Genomic DNA, 23,087 nt, shown 5'->3' with positions numbered 1-23,087 from the left:
CAAAGCCCTCTTAATTTCTTTGGACTCTTTTGTCTGATTGATAAAATTAGCTAATTCATCTATAATGTTCATTTTGTGTCCTTTTCCTAGGGATGTATTATTACTATTATATCTGTTGCGACCTATTTAGGGCTGCTATAGCTCCTTGAATAACATTAAGATCCCAACCTTCTGTATCTGTTTTTAGTATATCTATATTTTCAATGTCATTATTCTCGCAAAACTCATCAATAGTTTTTACATTTACAATATCATAATTTTCTGATATCGGCATAATATCTTCTACCAATGAATTCAAATTAGATTTTTCTTTGAGATAAATTTTTCTAGATTCATTAATATTACCAAGGGCGTGGTTGAAGCAGCTAACTCTATTTAATTTTTCTGTATTATAATGTAACTCGTCAAAAGTTTCTTTAATAGGTTCAAATGACAGGATATTTGCATTAGGAAAACTCTTGTAAAAATGGCGTGCTGTCTGACCAATATTAGCTCCAACATCAAAAATCGTCTTGATTTGCCCTAAATTTGGATATATTTTATTGATATCGGCTACCAAATCCAGACCGACTGGTAAGTATCTAGTTTGTGTTTTATATATTTTGCGACCTAACCTGTGAAAGATGGTTTTCATGTAATGTTTCATTTTAACTCAAGAGAAACTCTGATAGGCTACATCTTACCACTGAATTGCTTAAGTGTGTTCTCTGACTCACGATTTTGTACAATTAGGTCATCTACATCTACGTGGAGTGTGGACATACTGCCAGCCCCCCAAAACCTAAGTGGAATTAACTTTTGCAGAACGTTTAACTTGGAGTAAACCGCCGTGACCCCAGCTACAGCCTCTACATTAGTAAGCGAAGACCAAGCCTTATCCCTAGTGGATTCGGTGATTCAGCAATCCCAAGCTGAAGGCGTGTTCGTCAGCGTTAGTTCCAGTGAATCTGCTCTCAGCCGCTTCTCAGAAAATCAAATTAGCCAGAATATTAACCGCCATAAATTTACTCTCACCGTTACCAGTTATTTCGGTAAACGCAGCGCATCAGCTTCCACCACAGAATTTTTACCCGATGCAATTACCGATACCATCCAGCGATCCGAAGAATTAGCTCGGATTGCACCCGAAGATCCAGAATGGGTGCCCTTGCTTGAACCCCAAGTCTACGAGTCGCGTGTTCCTGCCTTTGACGACGCCACAGCCACGTTATCACCCTTAGCACGCGGAGAAATGGTACAACAAATCTGTGCTAAGAGTGCTAAAGCTGGAGTGGAAGGTTCTGGACGATTGAGTACTCAAGCCTTTGCTCAAGCTGTAGGAAATTCCCTGGGATTACGCGCCTGCGATCGCGGAACCGAGGCGGAGTTGAGTTTTACCGCTCGAATTGAGAATGGATCGAGTTGGAGTCAGCGCACAGCGTTTGCTATTGCTCAGTTACCCCTAGATTCCCTGATTGAACCCCTGATTGAGCGGGCGTTTGCCGCCCGTAATCCCCGTGAAATTCAACCGGGTGTTTACCCTGTCATCTTTAATAATCCGGCGTTTGCGGATTTACTCCCCTGGGTGATCTTCAATTTAAATGCCCGATCCGCCGATGAAGGGCGATCATTTATGTCTCGCACCGATGACACAGGTCAACCTGCGGGGAATCGCCTTGGCGAACCCCTATTTAGTCCCTTGGTACAAGTGCAACGCCATCCCGCTCATCCATTGTTGCAGAGAGGAACCTGCTTTAGTGATGGATTGAGCAATCACTACCTGGAGATTATTCAGGATGGAGTGCCTAAAACCTTATCCTATAGTCGCTACTGGGCGCAACAGCAGGGAAAAGAACCGACAGGATCATTGTTTCCCATCGTTATGTCTGGATCTGAGCAAAGCCTGAGCGATTTGATTGCTCAAACGGAACGGGGAATCTTGGTTAATCGCGCTTGGTATGTGCGCTATGTCAATCCACGTACCTTAGAGGTGACAGGAATGACCCGTGATGGTACATTCTGGATTGAAGATGGGAAAATTGCTTATCCGATTAAAAACCTGCGATTTAACCAAAGTCTGCCGGACATGTTACGGGATATTGATGCTCTGAGTACGGTACAGCGTTTCGGGGGTCGGGTGATGCCAGGGGTACGAGTTAAGGCATTTAATTTCAGCAGCGTCACTGATAGCGTCTAAACAGTAGGGTGGGCAATACCCACCTTACCTACGGTTCGGAGATGAAGCTGCCGTATCAAGTATTACTAAGTTGAGGTGAGATATCGATTAAGCTAATCTCACGTTAATATATCTCCGCTACACCATCATGCGTCTAGAGCAGTTACAAGCTTTTTTAGCCGTTGCTGAGACAGGCAGCTTTCAACAAGCCGCCCGTGAATGCGGTGTTACCCAATCGACAATTAGCCGCCAAATTCAAGCGTTGGAAGCTGAACTGGGGTTACCCTTGCTCCATCGAACGGCTCGGGCGACATTAACCTTAGGAGGCGATCGCTTTTTATTTCGCGCCCGTAAAATCTGCAATGAATGGAAAACAGCTACCCAAGAATTAGCTGAGTTGTTAGAGGGAAAACAACCTGAACTCTGTGTCGCCGCGATTCACTCCGTCTGCGCCCATTATTTGCCCCCTGTTTTACAGCGTTTTTGTCAGGATTATCCCAACGTGCAACTGCGGGTGACGGCATTAGGGAGCGATCGCGCCCTGAAAGTCTTGAAAGATGGTTTGGTTGATTTAGCGATTGTCATGAATAACCGCTATTTAACCGCTAGCGCCGAAATGGTGACGGAGCAATTGTATGACGAACCCATCGAAGTCTTAATGGCAGCCGATCATCCATTAACAAAATATACCCTCGTGCCTTTGGATGCCCTAACGTGCTATCCCCATGTGATATTTAAAGATGGCTATGGAATGCAGCGATTGGTACAAGACTTGTTCTCCCGGCAAAGTGGCACCCTTAACGCTAGCTTAGAATTAAATTCCCTGGATGCTTTTCGGGGAGTTGTGCGTCAGGGACATTTAATTTCGCTGTTACCCCGATCTGCCTTGGTAGAAGCCCTAGGTGATCCGACTCTGGCTGTGCGTTCGATTGCCGCTGCTGCTACTGAAAATGGATCACCCCCGAAACAAACCTTGACCCGGCAAGTGGTGTTAGTCACGACACAAGATCGACTGCAAATCCCGCCGATTCGCGCCTTTTATAACATGGTGCTGGAACTTATGCCGACCTGTCATACAACAGTTCAAGAGACTGTGGGCATAACTCCCGCGATCGCTCCTTAGGGGCTGCTGAATAAGTGGTGAGGTGCGGGGAAGATGGGGAAGATGGGGAAGATGCTGCTTTTAGGCTTGCATTGCAAGGTTTTTGACCGTTTAGGCATCAAAACGAAAGCACTTGTTGGGTCAAAAAATGGATTAAAACCCTTGTGTGGTATGCCATCTACACTCATGCAGCAAGCCCTACACAAAGCCCCGTAAACTCAACGGTTTACAGGGCTTACCTTTATATTTGGTGGCGGGAGGCGGATTTGAACCACCGACCTTCGGGTTATGAGCCCGACGAGCTACCAGACTGCTCTATCCCGCGTCGCTTTAAACAGCATAACACCTATTTTCTAAATGTGGCAACTCTGATCAAAAAAGTGGAGGGAGTAGGAGTCTATTGCCTGTTCCCTGTTCCCTGTTCCCTGTTCCCTAAAAATTCAAAAACTCATCGAGAGTTCGCCAATCACCTCTAGACGCTTGAACTCACCGAAATGCATAAAGGTTTCCGCCAAACTTTCCGCCACGGCGGGACTAATCCAACCCATTTGCTTCAAAAGCTGAATCGCTACCGCATATTTAGCGCGTTTGGCTCCATCCATGACTTTAATTGTCATACCCAGTCCTTCACCCACACGACCGATACATTGAACCCCTTCTGATCCCGCTTTACTCACCAGTTCGCCTTGGGTCAATCGCATTAATTCCGTATCAAATGCCCCTTCTCCTGCCACTAAGGTAGGATGATGGGTCATTGCCCGAACAATTCGCTCCATTGCCAAATTGTCACCAGAAGCGAGTTGAGCAAAGAGGGTGGCGATTTGAGCGAGTTGCAAAAAATACGTCGGTGCGCCACAGTCATCGTGTGCCAAAATCAACTCTTCTGGTGGCATCCGCATCAATTCCGCGACTTTGCTCAAAACGAGTCGTTGAACGGGGTGATTGTACTGTAAATAACTATCAATAGACCAATTGCGTTGGCGACAGACAGCAAGCATACCTGCATGTTTGCCAGAGCAGTTGTATTCTAAGGCACTTTGCTTGCCCGGAGGAATAGGACATTGCAAGGCTGATGGGTCAACATCGCAGCGCCAAAGAATCTTAAAAACCTGACGAACCTGTTCCAGATGACCTTGGTGGGAACTACAAATAATTGCCAAATCCCGGTCGTTAAGATTATATCGTTCCAGGGTTCCCGTTGTGGTAACTGCCAGAGCCTGAAACGGTTTGAGTGCCGAACGAATAAAGGTTGATGTTTCTGAATTGCCCGCTACAGATAGGACACGCCCTCGCTCGTCACAGAGGACAGCTTGAGCGTGGTGGACGGATTCGGCTATGCCTTCCCGGAGTAAACGGACTTCGATCGCTGGTGCTTGATTACGTTTTACCCTTGTCATTCGTTATTCGTCATTGGTCATTGGTCATTGGTCATTTGTAAGAGTTTAGGGAATATTGACAGAAATTAATAGTGTTGGGTTTATTTCCACCAACCAACTTAATCGTTTTGAGGAAAAACCCAACCATAAATTATCAAGAAAGATTCCATAGCAAGCTGCCACTTATAATCAGAATAGCGATAATGCCCAATGTTCGTTGCAGACGTTGCAGAATGGGCTGAACTTGATAGGAGACGATCAGGCGATCGCGACTCAGGACTTCTGGCGGCTTCGTCCAGGTTTGACCATCATACCAGCCGGACTCTTCATAGCCGATGGTTTCCTGAGATAAGCGATCGCACACGTAAGACCAACCTAAGTACAGTCGCAGTAACACCAATATCAAAAACACGCCAGCACCTGCGCCACCTGCCAAAATAAACTGTACCAGATGCTGGTGCGGCGCAAAACTAGCGGCGGCGACTGGACCGGCTATTAACCAGCTTAAGCCCCAAACCCAAGCCAGCTTGAGTCCATAATTTCTCAATTCTAGCTTCGCCCAACGGAAAAACCAAGAGTCTTTTAATTGTTGGTACTCATGAATCGGTTGTTGTTCTGTCGGTACGGGACAGAAAGAAACGGACGATTCCCTCATAGTATTTGTTCAGGTTAGGATTGTTGCGAATTGAATTCAACATGTTCGGCGTGACCCCAAAATGCTTCTAGATTATAGAACTCCCGTTCATGAGGCAGCATAATGTGAACAATCACTTCACCGTAATCCTGAAGCAGCCAGCTTCCATCAGCTTGTCCTTCGGTTCGTAGAGGACGCCGTTGCCAAGTCGTTTCCACTTGATCTTCAATCGACTGAGAAATCGCCCTCACCTGTACCCGCGAAAAGCCTGTTACAATCACAAAATAATCAGCAATATAGGAAACATCTGCCACGCGCAGGATGACGATATTTTCACCTTTGCGATCATCGGCAGCTTGGGCAATGGTTAATGCCAGATCGGGTCTAGATTTTTGGTCTTGGTTTTCATTGACAAATAAGGTAGATGAGCGTTGAAATTGGTCTTTTGTCATTTGTCCTTTGTCATTTGTCATTTGTTAGAGTTTGATATTTTTTTATAAAACGTAACATTTTTCGGTTTATGTCCATTGACCTACTGAGTCAATTCTGGTTTTTGGCTAAAGCGTTGCACTGCCCAGTTCCGAGTTAAGATCATGCGGGGGTGAATCAGGCGACGAGTATTGAGCAGGTGCTTGACACAGTAGTCACAGGTTAGCCAAACGGCTTTGTGCAGATCAACGCGAGCAATTTTACGCAAATTCTCCAACTCCGGTGTATCACCACGACCTGGTTCTAGACTATCGGCTAAAAACACAACGCAGCTCATCTCACTCATTCCTGGATTTCCTAACGTGTGCAGCGCGATCGCATTGAGTACAGCGTCCTCTTGGATAGCGAACTGCTCTTTAGCCACGATAGCACTGACATCAGCATGTAACAGATGGGGAGTCGCCGCACAGATTGGATCTATATCGATACCTCCCTCCTTAGCCATTCGCAAGAGTCGCTCTGGCTTAAAGTATTTAGCCAGATCATGCATCAATCCGGCTTGAGCGGCTTGCTCCACATTTAAATGATAATGTCGAGCTAATTCCACAGACATCTGCTCAACCCTCAGGATGTGTTGCATCCGGGCTGTCGGAACATTATCGTTTAGCCAGGTTAAAACCTGATCCCGCATTCGGTCACAAAACTCCTCAAGGCTAAGATTGACTCTATACTATAGGTATTGAATCCATTTTATCTCAACGCTTCTGAAGGGAAGCAAAGAGTTGTTCATAGCGATCAAGCGCTCGGTCAAACGCATAATTTTCTTCGGCATACTTTCTGCCTTTCTCACCCAAAGCTTTGACTTTTTCCGGATGGAGATAGAGATCCAGAATTTCGGCGGCTAAATTTTTGGGATTTTCGGGTTTGACAATAATACCACCGCCACTTCTTTGAATGGCACTAGCGGCTGTACCTTCGGCTGGCACCGAGGCGATGATGGCACGACCGCTTGCCATCAAAACTGGAATTTTTGAGGGCATATTAAAGTCAATAACATTATGCTTTTGCAAAACCAAGCCCACATCGGCGGCGGCTAGCATTTCCGGGAGTTTTTCCCGAGGTTGAAACGGTAGGAGGAGAACATTGGTAGCTTTACAGGTTTGTTTGTATAGCTGTAATTGTTGCAAGGCTTTAGCTTCGGCTTTCACCAGCGATCGCGCTTTCTTTTGGATCTCAATTTGCCATTCTACCAGCGCCTTCGCTTCTTCTTTCTGCAATCGTTCTAACGCTTTTTCTTCTCCCACAATGACAATGGCAATTTCGGGAACGTGGCGCAGGCGAATCGAAGCCTGGATAACGGTTTCTATGCCTTGACTCAGCGCTATATTCCCCGAGTACATGACCACAAACTTGCCGTTGAGTCCATGCTCTTGACGGAATGCATTTGGTTCTTTAGGTAAAGGTTTGATGAAATCAACATTCACCCAATTCGGAATCAGCTCAATTTTGCTTTCACTAACTCCCTTATTCTGCAAATTTTTAATAAACCCATCAGCAATAACACTAATTTTGGTCGCTGTCCGGTAGGCAAATTTTTCCAAAATGGAAAAGATGCGAATCAGCTTGGGATTGGTCAGAATTTCCAGGTGTACGGCAGCATCTGGTAAAATATCCTGAAGATTTAGAACCACTGGAACCCGGTGTAACCATCCTAGGAGTGCTGCGGGTACGGCAACAGGTAGTGGTGGTGCTGTCAAGAAAATGATGTCGGGGCGCTTACCCTTTAGAGCATGGACAAAACTCGTCACCACAAAGCTAACTTCCAATAATAATCGGTCGATTAAACTGGGTTCAGGGCGAATCCAGACATAACTGCGTTGAATCGCTACACCGTTGATAACTTCGGTACAGTATAATTTGCCTTGGTAGTCTTTATAGACTTCTTTTTGAGGATACCAAGGCATACCCGTAACCACCCGAACCTGATGTCCTCGTTTCACTAACCCCTCAGCGAGTTCGGTCATCAGTGGGGCAATGCCAATGGGTTCGGGAAAATAGTTGTAGGAATAAATCAGAATTCTCATAAATTTTAGGAAAGCAAGTGGGACTTACCCAGTTGGGGCTAATTTTTTCGCCAAACTAGCCGAGTGCCTATCAATCAGCATATCTAGGCTTATGTTCAAGGACATTGCACGGCTCAATTGCTAAGGAAACACCATTATTGTAGAATCTACCTATTGTAGTTGCCTTTATCAGAATGCCGCATCGTAAGAGTAAGTGCAATCAGCCTAGAGGCTGGATAAATTCAATGGCTCACTGGTACGAGTCGTTTTCCCATAAATAAACAATTGCGCTGATCAGATAAGCGTTGATAAAATAGTTCATCCGTGAATTGCTCCATCAAAATTAATCCTCTGCCTGTTTCCTCTAGAAGGTTACAGCCTTTTTGGTGTAAAGCGTCCAACTTAGCCTGCAAATCGAACGGTTGTCCATAATCCCAAATCCGCATTTCTAAGCGGTCAGCAAATATCTTCAGCTCTAGCTCAACCGGTGTGGTTTGAGGCAAGTGGCGATGAGCGTGGTGAACCACGTTGGCAAAGGCTTCGTCTAGTGCCACTTTACAATCCCTGCAAAATTGGTCAGGAAATTGGCGCAAAGCTAACCGATCAAACCAGGCGAAAATTTCAGCAACAGCATTGATGTCTGTGGCTACCTTGAGATGCGATTGTTTAATGGGTTTGTCAGGGTGCATCAATCGAAAGCTAGTCCCATATTTTTTTAAGCCGCGCCACTATTTTTAGAAAAAACCACTAAAATTGTTTTAATAATTAATTTGACATCATACATCAAGCTCCAGTGATGCTGATAGCGTAAATCTAGGTCAATGATATCCTTAAACTCGTGGATTTGATTTCGCCCATTGACCTGCCACTCCCCTGTCATACCCGGTTTGACATCTAAACGCTGCCATTCGGGGACATCGTAGTAATCTACTTCATCCGGTGTTGGGGGTCGAGTTCCCACCAAACTCATTTCCCCTTTCAGGACATTGATAAATTGAGGCAGTTCATCAAGGCTAGTCTTCCGTAAAAACCGACCCACTCGCGTTACTCGGGGATCTGGGGCATTTTCATCCAACAGTTTAACTCTAATCTTACCCTTACTAATATCCTGACTACCGACATACATAGAGCGGAACTTCCAAATCCGAAACTCTTTGCCCATCCATCCCTTACGGATTTGATTGAAGAAGATGGGACCTGGCGAATCAAGTTTGATGGCAATAGCAATGGGAATAAACAGCAGTGCTGTAATTCCTAAGCCAACAATTGCGCCGATAATATCGAGTCCGCGTTTGATCCCAGAGCGGGTAGAGGGGTGAGTGGGTGGTAATGCTGGGAGCTGACTTGATTCAGACAGGAGTTCCACGGTGAGAATTTGATCGAGTCCCGTCATTTTCAAAACTGCCATGACCGGAGTGCTAACATTGGTGAGTACCAGTTCAACCTCTTTACTGGTCGCATTTTTGTAATTGTTGACCAATGCCCCAATCCCACAGCTATCGATAAAAGTTGTTTGACGAAAGTCTAAAAGAATTTTTGGCGGTAGGGGGTGGTTGTGCAGAACTTGCTGGAAGGTTTCTTTGAAAGCCACAGCTTCAAGCACACTCAGGCGAGCCGGAAGTTGCATGACGGGAGTTTCGTGCAATAGTATTACTTTAAAATCCGCTTCTGACATTGAGTCACCCATAACGACCTGTATTGTTGGTATGCACCTGTGTTTCTGACCAATATTGTGTCGTACAATTGCTAACTTAACCGAAAACTCACTGGAATTTACTGATTCAATGTAAAAAAATGTCAGCTAAGACTGGACGCACCGCACGGCTCATTGAACTGTTCTCTGCCATTCAAGGGGAAGGACTCAATGTTGGTATCCGTCAATTATTCATCCGTTTGGCTCTGTGTGATTTGCGCTGCCATTTTTGCGATAGTCAGAATACCTGGACAGTTCCAGATTTAGCTGCTGTGGAACAAACCCCCGGAAATCGGGACTTTGAAGCTCATCCTAATCCCGTAACCGTTGATCAGTTACTGGCATGGGTTGAGCGGCAAAATTATCCAGGACTCCATGAAAGCATTAGCATAACGGGGGGTGAACCCCTGTTGCAGGCTCCCTTTTTAAGAGAGTTCTTGCCCGTAGTACGACATCGAACCGGGTTACCCATCTATTTGGAAACCGGTGGGCATCGTCCGGAGCAACTAGACCAGATTCTACCCTATTTAAATAGTATCGGTATGGATATGAAGTTGCCGAGTGTAAGTGGGGAAGACTGTTGGCACGCTCATCGTCAGTTTCTCCAGGTTTGTGGCGATGCAGATGTTGAGATTTTTGTCAAGCTGATTATTTCCAAAACCACGAACACCGCCGAACTGGAGTTAGCCGCCGAATTAATTGCAGCGTGTAACCCCAGTATTCCCGTGTTTTTACAACCGGTAACGCCCCTAGCGAAATCTGATCATTCGCCAATGACTCCGCCAACGCCGACTCAAGTTTTAGAATGGCAAGCGTTGATGAAGCGCCATCTCAAATCAGTGCGCGTCATCCCCCAAACCCATAAGATGATCGGTCAGCTTTAGCATGATTCGGCGAGAAGCCCCACGCTGTACCCAAAAGGATCAGCGCTGGGTAATTCACGCTCTGGATTCCCGTTTGCTTTTCGCTTCGGCTTTGGCTTTAGCCGCACTTTTTTTCAATGCAGCTAGGCGGGCTTCGTAGCGGCGACGTTGACGGCGACCGGGTGTAACTTCAACTAATGTTTTTAAGGCACTGCCTAGGCTCTTGTAGGCGTTAGGGAGAGTGTAACCAAAGCGAGTAGCCAGAGCGATCGCTTTTTCGTCTGCCTCAATTTCTGCCTTGAGAGTTTTCTCGCCGTTGTTTTTCTGATAGAGTCTCCATCCAGAAACACCACAGAGGGCAAGTGCCAACAGCAGTAGCAATCCATCTTGTACCCAAAGTTCCCCAACAGCCCCTCCCAAACCAATGGCTAGGGCTGCCATTTCCCATCCTTCTTTGGGGATCGTGTCATTCTGAATCCGGGCAACTTCGTGCCAAAATAGGAGATTACGTTGGTCAAGGGCAAACTGCTCCCATTTCACTAAGTCAATTTGCACCTCCACCTCATCGCTACCAATTTCTTCGGTGCGTAACAATGGGGGATTGACCTCAGTCGTTCCTTCCACCATGACCCAGCTTTGCAATTCTGGGGGGAGTAAGGTTTTCAGACGCCGAAGTTCACTCATCTCGGCTTTGGCAGAAGAGGTTGCATAGGATGTCATAGATCTGCCTCCAGGAAACTTAAACCAATAAATAAGGGTATCATTTGGCAGTATAGCGAGTTCGCTCTCTGCCTTGTTTTTACCTAGCTGTCAGGATTCAACGGAATACGGCAAGGGATGGGGGAGATGAGGAAGATAGGGAAAAGAGTACTGAGGAAAAATAATGAATGAAAAATAATGCGTCACTGTAGGGATATATATACGAGAAGACCCGGAGTTCACGCCTATCCCAAGCATCTCGTATTGCTGCTACCTTCCGGTTCTGACAAGGTTTGAGCGTTGGGATTGCATGAATCCGAGTCAGTTATCAGTATAACAGCTTTGTACCCCATTGATCAGTTCACGGAGATATTTTTTCATTCGGCAATAATCCGCCATTCGTGAAGCTGGTATTTGACACAGTGATTTGCCACCAACGGATCTCGCTCAACGATCGCCTGTGCCTCTTGTTTTGAATTCGCCTCAAACAGGAGCATTCCACCCCCTCGCTCAGCCCAGTAACCTGTTTTGGCTTGGTGTCCTTTGGCAATCAAGTCTTGGACGTAGGCTTTATGAGCCGGAACATATTGGTCAAACGTAGGTTTATCGACGATGCCTTCTTCTATCTTGACGAACCAGGGCATTTGCTTTTTACTCAAAACCGCAGATAGTACATTATCTCAGATATCAGGTCTGGGGGAAGGGCAAGGCGTCGCTGTAAGTCGGCTAAATTACGATAGTTACCCATCTCTTGCCGATTTTGGGCGATCGCTCTGGCTACAAACAAGTCAACCCCAGGAATTCGGCTCAGTTGTTCCACGGATGCTGTATTCGCCGGAATCGACATGGGTGTTGCTGGACTTTCGGCGTCATAGTAACAAAAGCTGAGAATTGGTTGTAACGGCTGTAACCGCGCCACAGGGATACTTAACGCCGCCGCAATATCCTCCAAACAGCAAAACTGTACCCCACTATTTGCCAATTCAACCAGCGATCGCGCTTGATGAATAGATATCCCTGGTAATCTTAGCCAGTCATCCACCGTCGCTTGATTGACATCAATTCTCATCCCTAATGCTACCGCCACCTCAATGTCTTGTGCCGATTGCAGCCGATAGTAAGGATCGCTCTGAATCCGGGCTTGGATTGAGCGCCAGGTTGGGTTTAATCGTTCTGTCGATAACAGCCAGTCAAACAATGCCATCTTCTTTTCAGGCGATACGATCGAGTAATTGGCGACGCTTTTGCTCAAACTCATATTCTGACATCAATCCCTCCTGACGCAGCTTGTCCAGTTGTCGCAGTGCATCCGCGATCGCACCCACTTGCGCCGGATCAACCTCTGGGATTTGACTTGGCGCTGATGTCCCAGTTGGGATCAAATCGCCATTAAAATTTTGGTCGAATTGCTCCGAATTTTGCAACAAATACCATACCCCTTCAATGGCACTCGCCACTCTGGGAATTGGTGTCCAGGACAGCAACAAATACAAAACTCCCCACCAAGGTTGCCCCAGATAAAACTTGTGCAGTCCAGAAACAGGTATCACTACCCCACTAAACGCCAGTAAGGAAGCGACTTTTCGACTTTTCGGCTTGCTTAACATAGTGGTTCTAACACCAGACGAAAGGACACCGTTATCAATCAAGAAAGAGGAACGCCATACTTTTATGATAGAGAGATGCTGCTCAATACTACTGGCAGGAATCTCTAATTTAATTTCCTCTCCTCCCTGCACCCTGCACCCCCACACCTCTACTCCCTTGTATCGCCAATACGGATAACCGAAGTTTCCTCTAAGTGCAACACTGCACTAGAATATGACTGGAAACGGCAGTACAACCCACTCGGTTGATCGGGTAAGAGCTATGGGGTTTTTTGATTCAGATATAGTCCAACAAGAAGCTAAACAACTGTTTGAAGATTATCAGTCCCTTGTCCAATTGGGAGGCAGCTACGGTAAATTTGACCGAGAAGGGAAGAAAATTTTCATTGATCAGATGGAAGCGATGATGGAGCGCTATCGAATTTTTATGAAGCGCTTCGAGTTATCCGAGGATTTTATGGCTCAGATGACAGTTGAGCAGCTTAATACACAACTTGGTCAGTTTGGCATCACGCCTCAGCAAATGTTTGATCAAATGCAAATGACGTTAGAGCGGATGAAATCGGAACTGGAACAACAGTCTTAGAAGTGGACTCGCAGGGGTTTGGTTACCAAACCCTTATTATTTGCGCCGCCTATCCTAGACATCCACCCGATCAGGTGAAGCCAATTCGTGCTTGAATAGAGTAAGGGCAGCTTAATTGCTGCTCAAATCACGATATGGTGGAAAATGAAGATACCCACCCGTTCAACTTAATGAAAGGCAAACACGTTTTACTCACTGGCGGTACTGGCGGACTAGGAATAGGGGTGACTCCAGCCGTATTAGCCTCTACACCCAAAACGGTAACCATTCCTTATCGCAATCCTCAAGATGTAGAACGCCTGAAACAAATCCTATCCCCGGCGGATTTTGCCCGGATTAGCTTTGTCCCTACCGATCTTACTGATGAGGCGAATGTCAGCAAGATGATCGACGATATGGAAGGGGTGGATGTGCTGATCCATTTAGTGGGTGGCTTTTCCATGGGAAAAACCCACGAATACAGTTATGAAGCTTGGAAAAACGATTTTAACCTGAACTTAAATACCACCTTTTTGGTGTGCAAGCACAGTTTGGCGAAAATGCTGCCCCAGAATTATGGGCGCATTATTACCGTGGGATCGCGGGGGGCTGTGCAACCGGGGGGACAGTTAGCCGCCTACTGTGCAGCAAAAGCTGGCGTTGTCGCCCTGACTCAAGCGATCGCGGATGAAACCAAAGGCACAAATATCACCGCCAATAGTGTACTCCCTAGTGTGATTGACACACCAACTAATCGTCAAGCGATGGGGGAAGAAAATGCTAATCAGTGGGTGAAACCCCAATCTATCGCCCAGGTGATTTGTTTCTTAGCCTCAGACGCCGCGCAGGATGTAAGCGGTGCGGCTGTTCCCGTTTATGGCAGCATTTAAGTAGAGACGCGCCATGGCGCGTCTTTACATTGTTGTAAGGGCGGGTTTTACTTAACTCAATTGCCCTTCTTTGGAGATCATATCTGGGTAATTAATCGCCCATCATTGGTCATTCGTCAGTGATAAGAAACACAAATAACCAATAATTTTAGAACTATTTTATATCGCTTAACTCTAAATATACTATACTCTATTCCCTATCAATTGGAGTTACACAACAAGGATGACTTCTCTGATCTCTAAAAAAATATGTATGCTGGGTGATTTTAGTGTTGGTAAAACCAGCTTAATTCGTCGCTTTGTAGAACGACAGTTTAGTGATAAGTATTTGTCCACTGTGGGGGTAAAGATTTCCCGAAAAACGGTTGAAGTGCAAGCCAAGACGCCAAAAAAGACGCTCCAGGTACAAATGCTAATCTGGGATTTGGAGGGAAATACTAAATTTAAAACGGTGACGCCGATGTACCTACAAGGCGCAACCAGTGCGGTAATCGTAGCTGATGTCAGTCGGAAAGTCACAATCGATCATATTTTAGATCACTTACAGGCGTTTTTATCCGTCAATCCCAAAGGATTCGGTATCGTTGCGTTAAATAAAGCCGATCTTCTTTCGGAAAAACAACAGCAAGATTTGCTAGACAAGTGCCAATTGAATTATCCGGACAAAATCGCTGCTATCTATCCCACATCAGCTAAAACAGGGAAACATGTTGATGATATTTTTTTTATACTGGCGCAGCGAATGGTTGAATGAACAAGATTTCATCGGCTGTATTACTAAATCGCCAAATGTATAACAATGAAATACATTACTATAGGCTTTACAGGACAGATTAAATCGCTGAAACGACGTAAAAAACCCTTCTGTCCTTTGCCTCCTGTCTTCTGCTATAGGAATCTGCACCGAAGACGTCGATTCAGCTTACAGCACCAAAATAAGCTGATATGAGTATCCGTTTAAATAAACTTCTATCCCTGTTCGCACCACGCCACAGGGAATATTTATTAATAGATAAAGACGGTCAAATTATGGAGACTTCTCTGGGAGTCAAGCGGTTTGCCGAAGACCCGGATCAGGTTAGCCAAGGACAAAATATCTGTCTAGGATTTCCGGAACTTATCGGGTTAGAAGCCATTTTAGTCGATATTCTGGACGAACGACAGGATACTTTTGAATTAAAAGGAATTACCCGGTGTTCAGCGACAGGCGAATCGCTGTATATGGATTTGTATGTGATTAAACATCCGTTGGCTTTTGACCCGTCTAGCCCTGATAACCACAATCAATTAATTATTTTATTGGAAGATGTCACGGAACGGATGGTTTTAGAACAAACCTTAGTTCAAGCCACTAATGAAACCAACTTATTATTGAGTCGCTTATCGGCATCGAAAGCGTATATTGATCAAATTATTACAGCTATGGCAGATGCACTATTGGTGACGAAGCCTTCTGGAACCATTAAAACAGTTAATCGTTCGGCACAAAATTTATTTGGCTATGACAAATCTGAGTTAGTTGGCAACTCTATTCGCTTAATTTTGTCTATAGCTGACGACTTACTCACCGAACATCAACAGCAGCTTTGTGTTGAGCAAAAATCAATCAATAATTGGGAGGTTGTCTGTCAGAAAAAAACGGGAGATAAAATAATGGTATCCTTCTCCTGTTCAGCGATTCAAATGGAAACAGAAGGTAGCCCCCATTTTATTTATATTGGTCGAGATATTACTGAACGTCAGCGCACACAAAAGCGGATAGCAACTCAACATGCCATTACCCACATTCTCTCGAATTCAGGCACAATCGATGAGGCTATGCCCAAAATTTTGCCTGTAATTGGTGAAACGTTGGCGTGGGATTTGGGTGAACTTTGGGTTTCAGAAGTGATAGGCGGGAGTTCAGAAGTGATAGGCGATCGCGAGATAGATAGGATAACACCTCAGTTGCGGTGCGAACACACTTGGGTTAGCCGTGCGATTCCAGAATCGATGTCGATAACTCAGCCATTAATCGCATCCCCTACGGGGGGATTACTGGGTCAAATTTGGACGAGTCGTTCTCCTGAATGGATTAGCGATATCACCTCAGAATCGCTATCCCCAATCTTGCCAATTGCTGAATTACACAGTGCTTTTGGCTTTCCAATTCAAGACGATGAGCAAATTCTGGGTGTGATCACCTTCTATTCCTATGACGTGCAACCCCCAGATCCGGAACTGACGCAGGTTATGGTAACAATTGGTAATCAGTTAGGACAGTTTATAAAGCGTAAACAGGCAGAAGCCGCATTGCGACAAGAGCAGGAAAAATCTGAACAGTTACTCCTGAATATTTTACCTGAACCGATTGCCGAGCGATTGAAACATGAACATCAGATCATCGCCGAGGATTTTGCTGAAGTTTCGGTTCTTTTTGCCGATATTGTCGGGTTTACTCAACTTTCTTCCTCAATGCCTCCGATTACGCTGCTTAACTTACTCAATCAAATCTTTTCGATTTTCGACGAACTGTGCGAACACCATCAATTGGAGAAGATTAAAACCATTGGGGATGCGTACATGGTGGTGGGGGGATTGCCGCGATCGCCCCTCAACCATGCCCACGCGATCGCCCGAATGGCACTGGATATGCAAGCCGCGATCGCCCAGTTTCGGGATCAAACGGGACAGGCGTTTAATATGCGAATTGGCATCAACACCGGACCTGTGGTTGCTGGCGTAATTGGTTTAAAAAAATTCAGTTATGATTTGTGGGGAGATACCGTGAACATTGCCAGCCGCATGGAGTCACAGAGTATACCCGGACGTATCCAAGTAACAGCGGCAATCTACGAAAAATTAAAGGATACATTTGAGTTTGAGCAACGAGGTATGATTGACGTGAAGGGTAAAGGCAAGATGACTACCTATTTTCTTCTTGCTGTAAAATAAATTATTATAATCGGATAGCCAATCAACCCACTCAAGCGAGGAGGTATTTGCTTTTTTCCAGCTCTGTTAAACTCTACGCTGATCAGGTAGAGACGTAGCCAGCTACGGCGGTGATTAATAAAAGCAGGATAAGAATAATGAATGAAAAATCATTAATCCTGTGAAATTTTATAATTGCTATATGTGATTTTTATGCTGTAATTGTTGAGACCAAAAAATATTAGGAATAAAATAAAACTGAAGAGATTAGCCAATCTAGGTAATATAAATTCCTATGCACCCCCTGTTTAAAAAATTATTATTTTCTCGTCATATTGAATACTTAGCCGTAGATGAGTCATTCAATATTTTAGAACTATCTCATAAAATCGCTCAGTTCGCCGACCGTCCTCAGGATTTAAGTCTCGGTAAGGATGTGCGTCTGAGTTTCCCGGAACTTGTAGGGATTGAAGAGATTTTAAGCAATATCCTTCAGGGGCGACAGTTAAACTTTGATTTAAAAGGAATTGGACGATTTTCTGGACGAGGTAATCTTCTCTATTTTGATATGTATATTATTAATGACAGTGAAGACTATCAGGCAGGAAATAAACTAATTATTTTATGTGAGGATGTCACTGAGCGGATGAATTTAGAACAGACTTTAGTTCAACGCTCAAATGAAACGACCTTATTATTAGATGCTTGGGCAGCATCAAGTCAATATCTTGATAAAATCATTCAATATATAGGAGATGCTTTATTCGTTACCAATTCGTTATCTATGATAAAAATTGTCAATAAAGCGGCTAATGCCTTATTTGGCTATAACAATTCTGAGTTAATTGGCAAATCTTTATCTTTAATTATTGATGAGTCTCAGGTGACAAATTTAGTGGCACAGAAAAATGGATCTTATTGCAATGGCATCAACACAACTAAAGTGGTTTGTCAGACTAAGACAGGAGACAAGATTATCGTGGCATTTTCCTGTTCTAGAATTGAGAGCGAATTAGAAGACGAACAGGATATTATTTATATTGGGCGTGATATCAATCGATGAAGTAAATTTAAGGAATATTAAGAAGCCTCAAATTCTTACTGTTCCCTGTTCCCTGTTCCCTAATCTCATGGGACGCTTTTCCTGTTCCCCAATCCCCCGCCCAAACTGCATAAGTGTCACCGGATGAGAGATACCTTGGCTTTAAAGAGGTTAAACTGGCGAACATTAGATCCCATCAGCATCAACTATGGAAGCAGGAACATTTCTCCCATCCCCACCCCCCCTAAGTCAAGACTTAGCCATTTCTACCCATGGATTGACGAAGCAATTTGACCGACATATCGCCGTCAATGATATCGATTTGCAAGTCGCCGCTGGTGAAGTCTATGGATTGATTGGTCCCAATGGCGCAGGGAAAACGACGCTAATCCGGATGTTAGCCGCCGCTGAGGAACCGACGACGGGTGAAATTTATATTAATGGCGATCGCTTGTTGCGAGATCAAAGCAACCCCAAACTCAAGCAGCGCATTGGTTATCTCCCCGATGATTTCCCGGTTTACGAGGATTTAACGGTTTGGGATTATCTGGACTATTTTTCCCGACTCTATCGCCTGCGAGAACCCCGGCGTACTCGACGTTTGCGGGAAGTGTTGGAACTGGTACAGCTTACCAGTAAGCGCAAAAGTTTAATTGCTACCCTGTCGCGGGGGATGAAACAGCGCCTGAGTTTGGCGAGAACGATTATTCACGAACCGATTCTGCTGCTACTGGATGAACCCGTTTCCGGATTAGATCCGATCGCCCGGATGCAGTTTCGGGAAATTATTAAAACGTTACAAGAAGCGGGGATGACGATTCTGATTTCGTCCCATGTATTGAGTGACTTAGCCGAACTCTGTACCTCGGTGGGAATTATGGAACTCGGCTATCTGGTGGAAAGTGCGCCTCTCGCTGAACTTTATCGCCGCCTTAGCCGTCAGAAGATTATTCTCTCCAGTTTAGGAGATATGGACGCATTGGCGGCTGAATTGAAAAATTATCCGTTAGTGCAAGAAATCGAACCGATTCCGGGAAAGAACCAGGTACGGGTTGATTTTTCCGGGAATCCAGAAGAGAGTGCGATGTTGTTGCGATCGCTTGTTGAAGCCGGAATTCCGTTAACTGAGTTTCACTGTACCCAAGAGGACTTAGAAACTATATTCTTAAAGCTAGGACATCAGCAAGTCTCTTAAAACGTTTTCAGAACTGTAGGGGCGGGTTTTACTATTATCGTTGCTGACATCACCCAGATATAACTAAACTCGCCCTTACCAAGGTTTTCACGCAAGACAAAGGACAAATAATAAATATCCAATGATCCATTTAGGAGACTGTTTTCATGCTATTCAAAGGAATAGACAAACTAGGAGACTGGAACCCGCAACTGTTGCGGGAATTGAAGGGAAGATTGAAGGGGCGGAATATCGCGATCGCAGTTGGCGCATCGGTACTGGGCTATCTAGCGATGTTCCTCTATGGATTGAATCAATTGACTCGCTTGAGTGGTCCTGATACTTACCCCTACATTCGCAGCACCGAGATATTTTGTAAACTACGAGATAGTTTCCTCGCTAATCAGGACAAACTGTCCCAACTTCAGGAGCAATATCGCTCACTACAAGACCAATTATTTCGCTATAGTAGCGCCGAATACTTTGATCTGGACAAAATTAATCAACTCAAAGGCAGTATAGCGGACGTTAAGACAAAAATCACCCATCTACAAAGAATTGAAACTGTCCACAAATGCCCACAAGATGCCATCGATATTCCTCTGTGGTGGCAATATCAACATGGACAAATGTTTGCATGGCTAAGTGTAATTGTCCTATTCATCCTGCTAATCGTGGGGACGTATATGCTAATCGCTGACTTAGCTGGAGAGGAACGTCGCGGCACACTTAATTTTATTCGCGTTAGTCCCCAATCTGCCCAGAGTATTTTATTCGGCAAATTGTTAGGCGTTCCCATCTTACTCTATCTTGCCGCGATTTTGCTCATTCCCTTGCAGTTGTGGTTAGGCTTATCTGCTCAAATTCCCCTAGGAGAGATTTTCAGTTTCTATGCTGTTTTAATCGCAGGTTGTGCATTCTTCTACAGTGCCGCCCTACTGTTTGGGTTAATGAGTTCGTGGTTGAACGGTTTTCAGGCATGGTTAGGTGGTGGCGCTGTTTTGGTCTTTCTGCTAATCGCGTTCAATAAGTGGACTTGGATTACTCAAACTCCATTGGATTGGATGAAACTATTTTCTCCTAATGTTGTTCTTCCCTATCTCTACAATCAAACAGAATACTATAGCCCTGAATTTATGGACTATAGCACCTCAGTAGAAATGCTACAATGGTTCAACATTCCCGTGGGTTTGACTGGATTAGGTATGATCAGTTTTGCCCTCGTGAATTATGCCTTATGGACAGGTTGGATTTGGCAAGCCCTAAAGCGACGGTTTCAAAATCCCAATACAGCTATCTTGAGTAAACGACAAAGTTATTGGCTAGTTGCTTGTGTGGAAATCTTAGTGTTAGGATTTGCCGTGCAAGAAAAGCAGGATATCTATATATCTTATTCACTCCTTGATCATCTGTGGATCATTTTCTGCTTTAATGCCGTGCTATTCCTGGGTTTAATTGCCGCCCTTTCCTCTCATCGCCAAGTGTTACAGGATTGGGCGCGTTATCGTCAGCAACAAGGGAAAAATCGCAAACAGGGGGGAATCGTTCAGGATTTAATTTGGGGGGAAAAGAGTCCAGCTATTGTTGCCATTGGGATTAATTTAGCGATTGCGACAACTCCGTTTTGGCTTTGGATTTCACTGTGGAATGAACCAGGATTCGACAAACTCAAAGCCTTGTTAGCTGTCGCTTTCTTCATCTGCATTACTCTAATTTGTGCCACCCTAGCGCAGCTAATTTTAATGATGAAAACACCTAAGCGATCGCTGTGGGCAACAGGGACGATTGGGGCTGTTCTTATCTTGCCTTCAATTCTGTTGTTAGTTTTGGGAGTTGAGCCTTCTGATAATCCTATTCCCTGGCTATTTTCTTCCTTTCCTTGGGCAGGAATTGAATATGCGGCTACCTCAATGATGGCTTTGGCATTACTTAGCGAATGTCTGATCTGGGGATTATTAACGGTGCAGTTAACACGACAATTACATAAAGCGGGTGAGTCAGCGACTCAAGCTTTGTTAGCGGGACATTCCTCAAGTCGTCGTTAGATGAAACTCAAGGTAAATTTCGTTCGTAGTCGGCACTTTAGTGCCATAAGCGATCGCATCGCTGACTACAAACTGATAAAAGACCCGTTAAACTTGAGAGTATGATTTCAGCGTTTGTTGTTAGGACTCAAGGTTTTAGGCGCTAAAGCGCAACTACGAACGAACAGTTAATTTGGAGATATTCCCCATGTTTTCTACACTGATCAACCGACTGGGTGACTGGAATCCCCAGTTGATGCGAGAACTTCGAGGACGGTTGCAACTCCGCAATGGATGCCTGGTTGTGGCAACGTCTTTAATGATTCAAGCGTTAATTTTGTTATCGTTTTCTAGCCAAAACTGTACGAGTTATGTTAATAATCGCTGTGTCGAATTCGTCTGGGAATTTGACTGGCTGATGATTTTCAGAACCCTCAATTGGATTTTGCCTCTGTCTTTATTTTCTATCGGCGTCTACTTGCTGGTTTCGGATTGGATGCAAGAACAGCGGCGCGGTACGCTCAATTTTATTCGCCTCACGCCCCAATCCAGTCAGCGTGTTTTGTGGGGAAAAATACTCGGTGTACCAATATTAGTTTACCTGGCATTAAGTTTGGCTATCCCTCTACATTTGGGTGCAGGAATTGCCGCCGGGGTTCCTCTAGGCTGGATCATCAGTTTTTATGCTTTAATCTCGGTCACTTGTGGGTTGTTCTATAGTGTAGGATTACTCAATGCTTCCTTAACTCAAGCCTCCTATCAAGGGTTAGCAGCTAGTCTAGTGGGGGCGTGGTTAGGGAGTTCTTTTCTGGGTGTTCTGGATTGGCATTTTGATTGGCAAAACTTGATCTACAGGGATTTAGGAAATTGGTCTTGGTTTCTTTGGAATCTGGGTGAAACACCTTTACAGCTAAAGTTGTGGATGCTAATCACTATTAGCGTTAGCGCCTACTGGGTTTGGCAAGCAACTAATCGTATGTTCCGCAATCCCAATGGAACCCTATTAAGTAAACAACAGAGTTACGGGTTAGTAGGAAGTGTTCAAGTTTGGCTATTGGGATTATTTTGGTCACTTCCCCGCCAGTTTTTAACTAGCCAAGATGCACTATTTGGCTGTCTGTTTGGAATTTCTCTGTTTAGCTTGGTTGTCTTATTAGCGGTTAGTTTTGCAATTTCGCCGCAACGACAAAGTTTGTTAGATTGGTCAAGGTACGGGCAATTCCAACGTCAGAATTCAACGGTTAAAAATGTGCAGATGTCATGGCGGGAGTGGCTTTGGGGTGAAAAGAGTCCTTCATCTGTCGCGATCGCGGTAAATTTAGCAATTACAGCAATTGTCTGGTTCCCATGGTTACTGCGGTTTCCCGTCGGTGTCGATGATAAAGTGAAAGCGATCGCGGGATTGTTACTGTGTGCTAATTTAATTGGATTTTACGCCCTTCTCATTCAATTGATGTTGATAATCCGACGCAAAAAGCCGTGGATTTGGGCAGGAAGTACCTTGAGTATGACGATTTTTGTCCCTCTATTTATTTTATCTGTCATACAAGTGGACTCCACTTCAGGAGTACAATTGCCGGGATTATGGCTTGTGTCAGTATTTGGTGCGCCTTGGATCATTTTGGAACAGACATCTGTCTTCACCGTCTTGTTTAGTTTATTGGGTCAATGGGTGATAATGGCAGGATTAATTGTGCAATTAACTCGTCAGTTAAAACGTATCGGTGAATCGGCGTCAAAGCCGCTATTTGCCAATCCTAATGCTTTGCCTAATTCAGCGAAAGCCCACTAACGCTGAGGGAATCATGTCAGGTTTGCCTACAATATTCAAGCTAAGCCGATAAGTTGGGTTTCGTTC

The 23,087-nt window shown here is 44.8% G+C and carries 23 protein-coding genes, 1 tRNA gene and 1 other RNA gene; 11 read left to right on the top strand and 14 right to left on the bottom strand.

Features of this window, described 5'->3' with window-relative positions; genetic code table 11:
- Positions 1-106: 106 nt before the first annotated feature.
- Positions 107-634: an FkbM family methyltransferase gene (locus RID53_RS28880; protein WP_446391371.1), complete on the bottom strand. Its 528-nt coding sequence runs from the start codon at positions 632-634 to the stop codon at positions 107-109.
- A gap of 195 nt (positions 635-829) precedes the next feature.
- Between RID53_RS28880 and RID53_RS28875 the strand changes: the two genes are divergently transcribed.
- On the top strand, positions 830-2,176 hold the full coding sequence (locus tag RID53_RS28875; protein ID WP_446391370.1) for a TldD/PmbA family protein: 1,347 nt from the start codon (positions 830-832) through the stop codon (positions 2,174-2,176).
- Between the two features lie 127 nt (positions 2,177-2,303).
- The gene (locus RID53_RS28870; RefSeq protein ID WP_446391369.1) at positions 2,304-3,278 is read left to right on the top strand and encodes a LysR family transcriptional regulator; all 975 of its coding nucleotides are present in this window, start codon (positions 2,304-2,306) and stop codon (positions 3,276-3,278) included.
- Between the two features lie 227 nt (positions 3,279-3,505).
- On the opposite strand, the gene RID53_RS28865 is transcribed toward RID53_RS28870, so the two are convergent.
- The 8 genes from RID53_RS28865 to RID53_RS28830 form a co-directional block, all read right to left on the bottom strand.
- Positions 3,506-3,582: transfer RNA gene (locus tag RID53_RS28865), tRNA-Met, on the bottom strand.
- A gap of 115 nt (positions 3,583-3,697) precedes the next feature.
- Positions 3,698-4,654 carry an asparaginase gene (locus tag RID53_RS28860; protein ID WP_446391368.1) on the bottom strand — a complete coding sequence of 319 codons (957 nt, stop codon included), beginning with the start codon at positions 4,652-4,654 and terminating at the stop codon, positions 3,698-3,700.
- Positions 4,655-4,787: 133 nt separating this feature from the next.
- Positions 4,788-5,288 (bottom strand): CGLD27 family protein, encoded by a 501-nt coding sequence (locus tag RID53_RS28855; RefSeq protein ID WP_006100659.1) that lies wholly within the window; start codon positions 5,286-5,288, stop codon positions 4,788-4,790.
- Between the two features lie 14 nt (positions 5,289-5,302).
- Positions 5,303-5,719 carry a ribosome silencing factor gene (gene rsfS / locus RID53_RS28850; protein WP_446391367.1) on the bottom strand — a complete coding sequence of 139 codons (417 nt, stop codon included), beginning with the start codon at positions 5,717-5,719 and terminating at the stop codon, positions 5,303-5,305.
- Positions 5,720-5,799: 80 nt separating this feature from the next.
- Complete coding sequence (gene yqeK / locus RID53_RS28845; protein ID WP_446391366.1) at positions 5,800-6,387, bottom strand: bis(5'-nucleosyl)-tetraphosphatase (symmetrical) YqeK; 588 nt, start codon at positions 6,385-6,387, stop codon at positions 5,800-5,802.
- A gap of 64 nt (positions 6,388-6,451) precedes the next feature.
- Positions 6,452-7,780 carry a glycosyltransferase family 4 protein gene (locus RID53_RS28840; protein WP_446391365.1) on the bottom strand — a complete coding sequence of 443 codons (1,329 nt, stop codon included), beginning with the start codon at positions 7,778-7,780 and terminating at the stop codon, positions 6,452-6,454.
- A gap of 221 nt (positions 7,781-8,001) precedes the next feature.
- Positions 8,002-8,448, bottom strand: a complete 447-nt coding sequence (locus RID53_RS28835; RefSeq protein ID WP_446391364.1) for an ATP-binding protein — start codon at positions 8,446-8,448, stop codon at positions 8,002-8,004.
- 26 nt (positions 8,449-8,474) lie between these two features.
- Positions 8,475-9,446, bottom strand: coding sequence for an anti-sigma factor antagonist (locus RID53_RS28830; RefSeq protein ID WP_446391363.1), 972 nt, complete (start codon positions 9,444-9,446; stop codon positions 8,475-8,477).
- A 107-nt stretch (positions 9,447-9,553) separates the two neighbouring features.
- Between RID53_RS28830 and RID53_RS28825 the strand changes: the two genes are divergently transcribed.
- Complete coding sequence (locus RID53_RS28825) at positions 9,554-10,336, top strand: 7-carboxy-7-deazaguanine synthase QueE (protein WP_446391362.1); 783 nt, start codon at positions 9,554-9,556, stop codon at positions 10,334-10,336.
- Between the two features lie 54 nt (positions 10,337-10,390).
- On the opposite strand, the gene RID53_RS28820 is transcribed toward RID53_RS28825, so the two are convergent.
- The 5 genes from RID53_RS28820 to RID53_RS28800 form a co-directional block, all read right to left on the bottom strand.
- Entirely contained in the window at positions 10,391-11,035 is a 645-nt protein-coding gene (locus RID53_RS28820) for a DUF3318 domain-containing protein (RefSeq protein WP_446350078.1), read from the bottom strand.
- 205 nt (positions 11,036-11,240) lie between these two features.
- Positions 11,241-11,337, bottom strand: an RNA gene (gene ffs / locus RID53_RS28815) — signal recognition particle sRNA small type.
- A gap of 54 nt (positions 11,338-11,391) precedes the next feature.
- Positions 11,392-11,658 (bottom strand): YciI family protein, encoded by a 267-nt coding sequence (locus RID53_RS28810; protein WP_446391361.1) that lies wholly within the window; start codon positions 11,656-11,658, stop codon positions 11,392-11,394.
- An 11-nt stretch (positions 11,659-11,669) separates the two neighbouring features.
- The gene (locus RID53_RS28805) at positions 11,670-12,218 is read right to left on the bottom strand and encodes a helix-hairpin-helix domain-containing protein (protein ID WP_446391360.1); all 549 of its coding nucleotides are present in this window, start codon (positions 12,216-12,218) and stop codon (positions 11,670-11,672) included.
- 7 nt (positions 12,219-12,225) lie between these two features.
- Positions 12,226-12,621, bottom strand: coding sequence for an NINE protein (locus RID53_RS28800; protein ID WP_446391378.1), 396 nt, complete (start codon positions 12,619-12,621; stop codon positions 12,226-12,228).
- 262 nt (positions 12,622-12,883) lie between these two features.
- Here RID53_RS28800 and RID53_RS28795 point away from each other — a divergent pair, with 262 nt between their 5' ends.
- The 8 genes from RID53_RS28795 (at position 12,884) to RID53_RS28760 (ending at position 23,021) form a co-directional block, all read left to right on the top strand.
- A complete protein-coding gene (locus tag RID53_RS28795; protein WP_044206685.1) occupies positions 12,884-13,207 on the top strand; it encodes a DUF1825 family protein in 324 nt (107 codons plus the stop codon).
- A gap of 170 nt (positions 13,208-13,377) precedes the next feature.
- On the top strand, positions 13,378-14,076 hold the full coding sequence (fabG, locus tag RID53_RS28790; RefSeq protein ID WP_446391377.1) for a 3-oxoacyl-ACP reductase FabG: 699 nt from the start codon (positions 13,378-13,380) through the stop codon (positions 14,074-14,076).
- Positions 14,077-14,299: 223 nt separating this feature from the next.
- Positions 14,300-14,830: a Rab family GTPase gene (locus tag RID53_RS28785; protein WP_446391359.1), complete on the top strand. Its 531-nt coding sequence runs from the start codon at positions 14,300-14,302 to the stop codon at positions 14,828-14,830.
- 191 nt (positions 14,831-15,021) lie between these two features.
- The gene (locus tag RID53_RS28780) at positions 15,022-17,010 is read left to right on the top strand and encodes an adenylate/guanylate cyclase domain-containing protein (protein WP_446391358.1); all 1,989 of its coding nucleotides are present in this window, start codon (positions 15,022-15,024) and stop codon (positions 17,008-17,010) included.
- Between the two features lie 274 nt (positions 17,011-17,284).
- Positions 17,285-18,052 carry a PAS domain S-box protein gene (locus tag RID53_RS28775; RefSeq protein ID WP_446391357.1) on the top strand — a complete coding sequence of 256 codons (768 nt, stop codon included), beginning with the start codon at positions 17,285-17,287 and terminating at the stop codon, positions 18,050-18,052.
- Between the two features lie 187 nt (positions 18,053-18,239).
- Positions 18,240-19,226, top strand: coding sequence for an ABC transporter ATP-binding protein (locus RID53_RS28770; RefSeq protein ID WP_446391356.1), 987 nt, complete (start codon positions 18,240-18,242; stop codon positions 19,224-19,226).
- Positions 19,227-19,372: 146 nt separating this feature from the next.
- Positions 19,373-21,250, top strand: coding sequence for an ABC transporter permease (locus tag RID53_RS28765; RefSeq protein WP_446391355.1), 1,878 nt, complete (start codon positions 19,373-19,375; stop codon positions 21,248-21,250).
- Between the two features lie 187 nt (positions 21,251-21,437).
- Complete coding sequence (locus RID53_RS28760) at positions 21,438-23,021, top strand: hypothetical protein (RefSeq protein ID WP_446391354.1); 1,584 nt, start codon at positions 21,438-21,440, stop codon at positions 23,019-23,021.
- The last annotated feature ends 66 nt before the right edge of the window (positions 23,022-23,087 follow it).

Origin of the sequence: Coleofasciculus sp. B1-GNL1-01 (genome assembly GCF_040220235.1) — a bacterium.
Classification (GTDB): Bacteria; Cyanobacteriota; Cyanobacteriia; order Cyanobacteriales; family Coleofasciculaceae; genus Coleofasciculus.
This window is presented reverse-complemented; position numbering and strand designations above follow the sequence as displayed.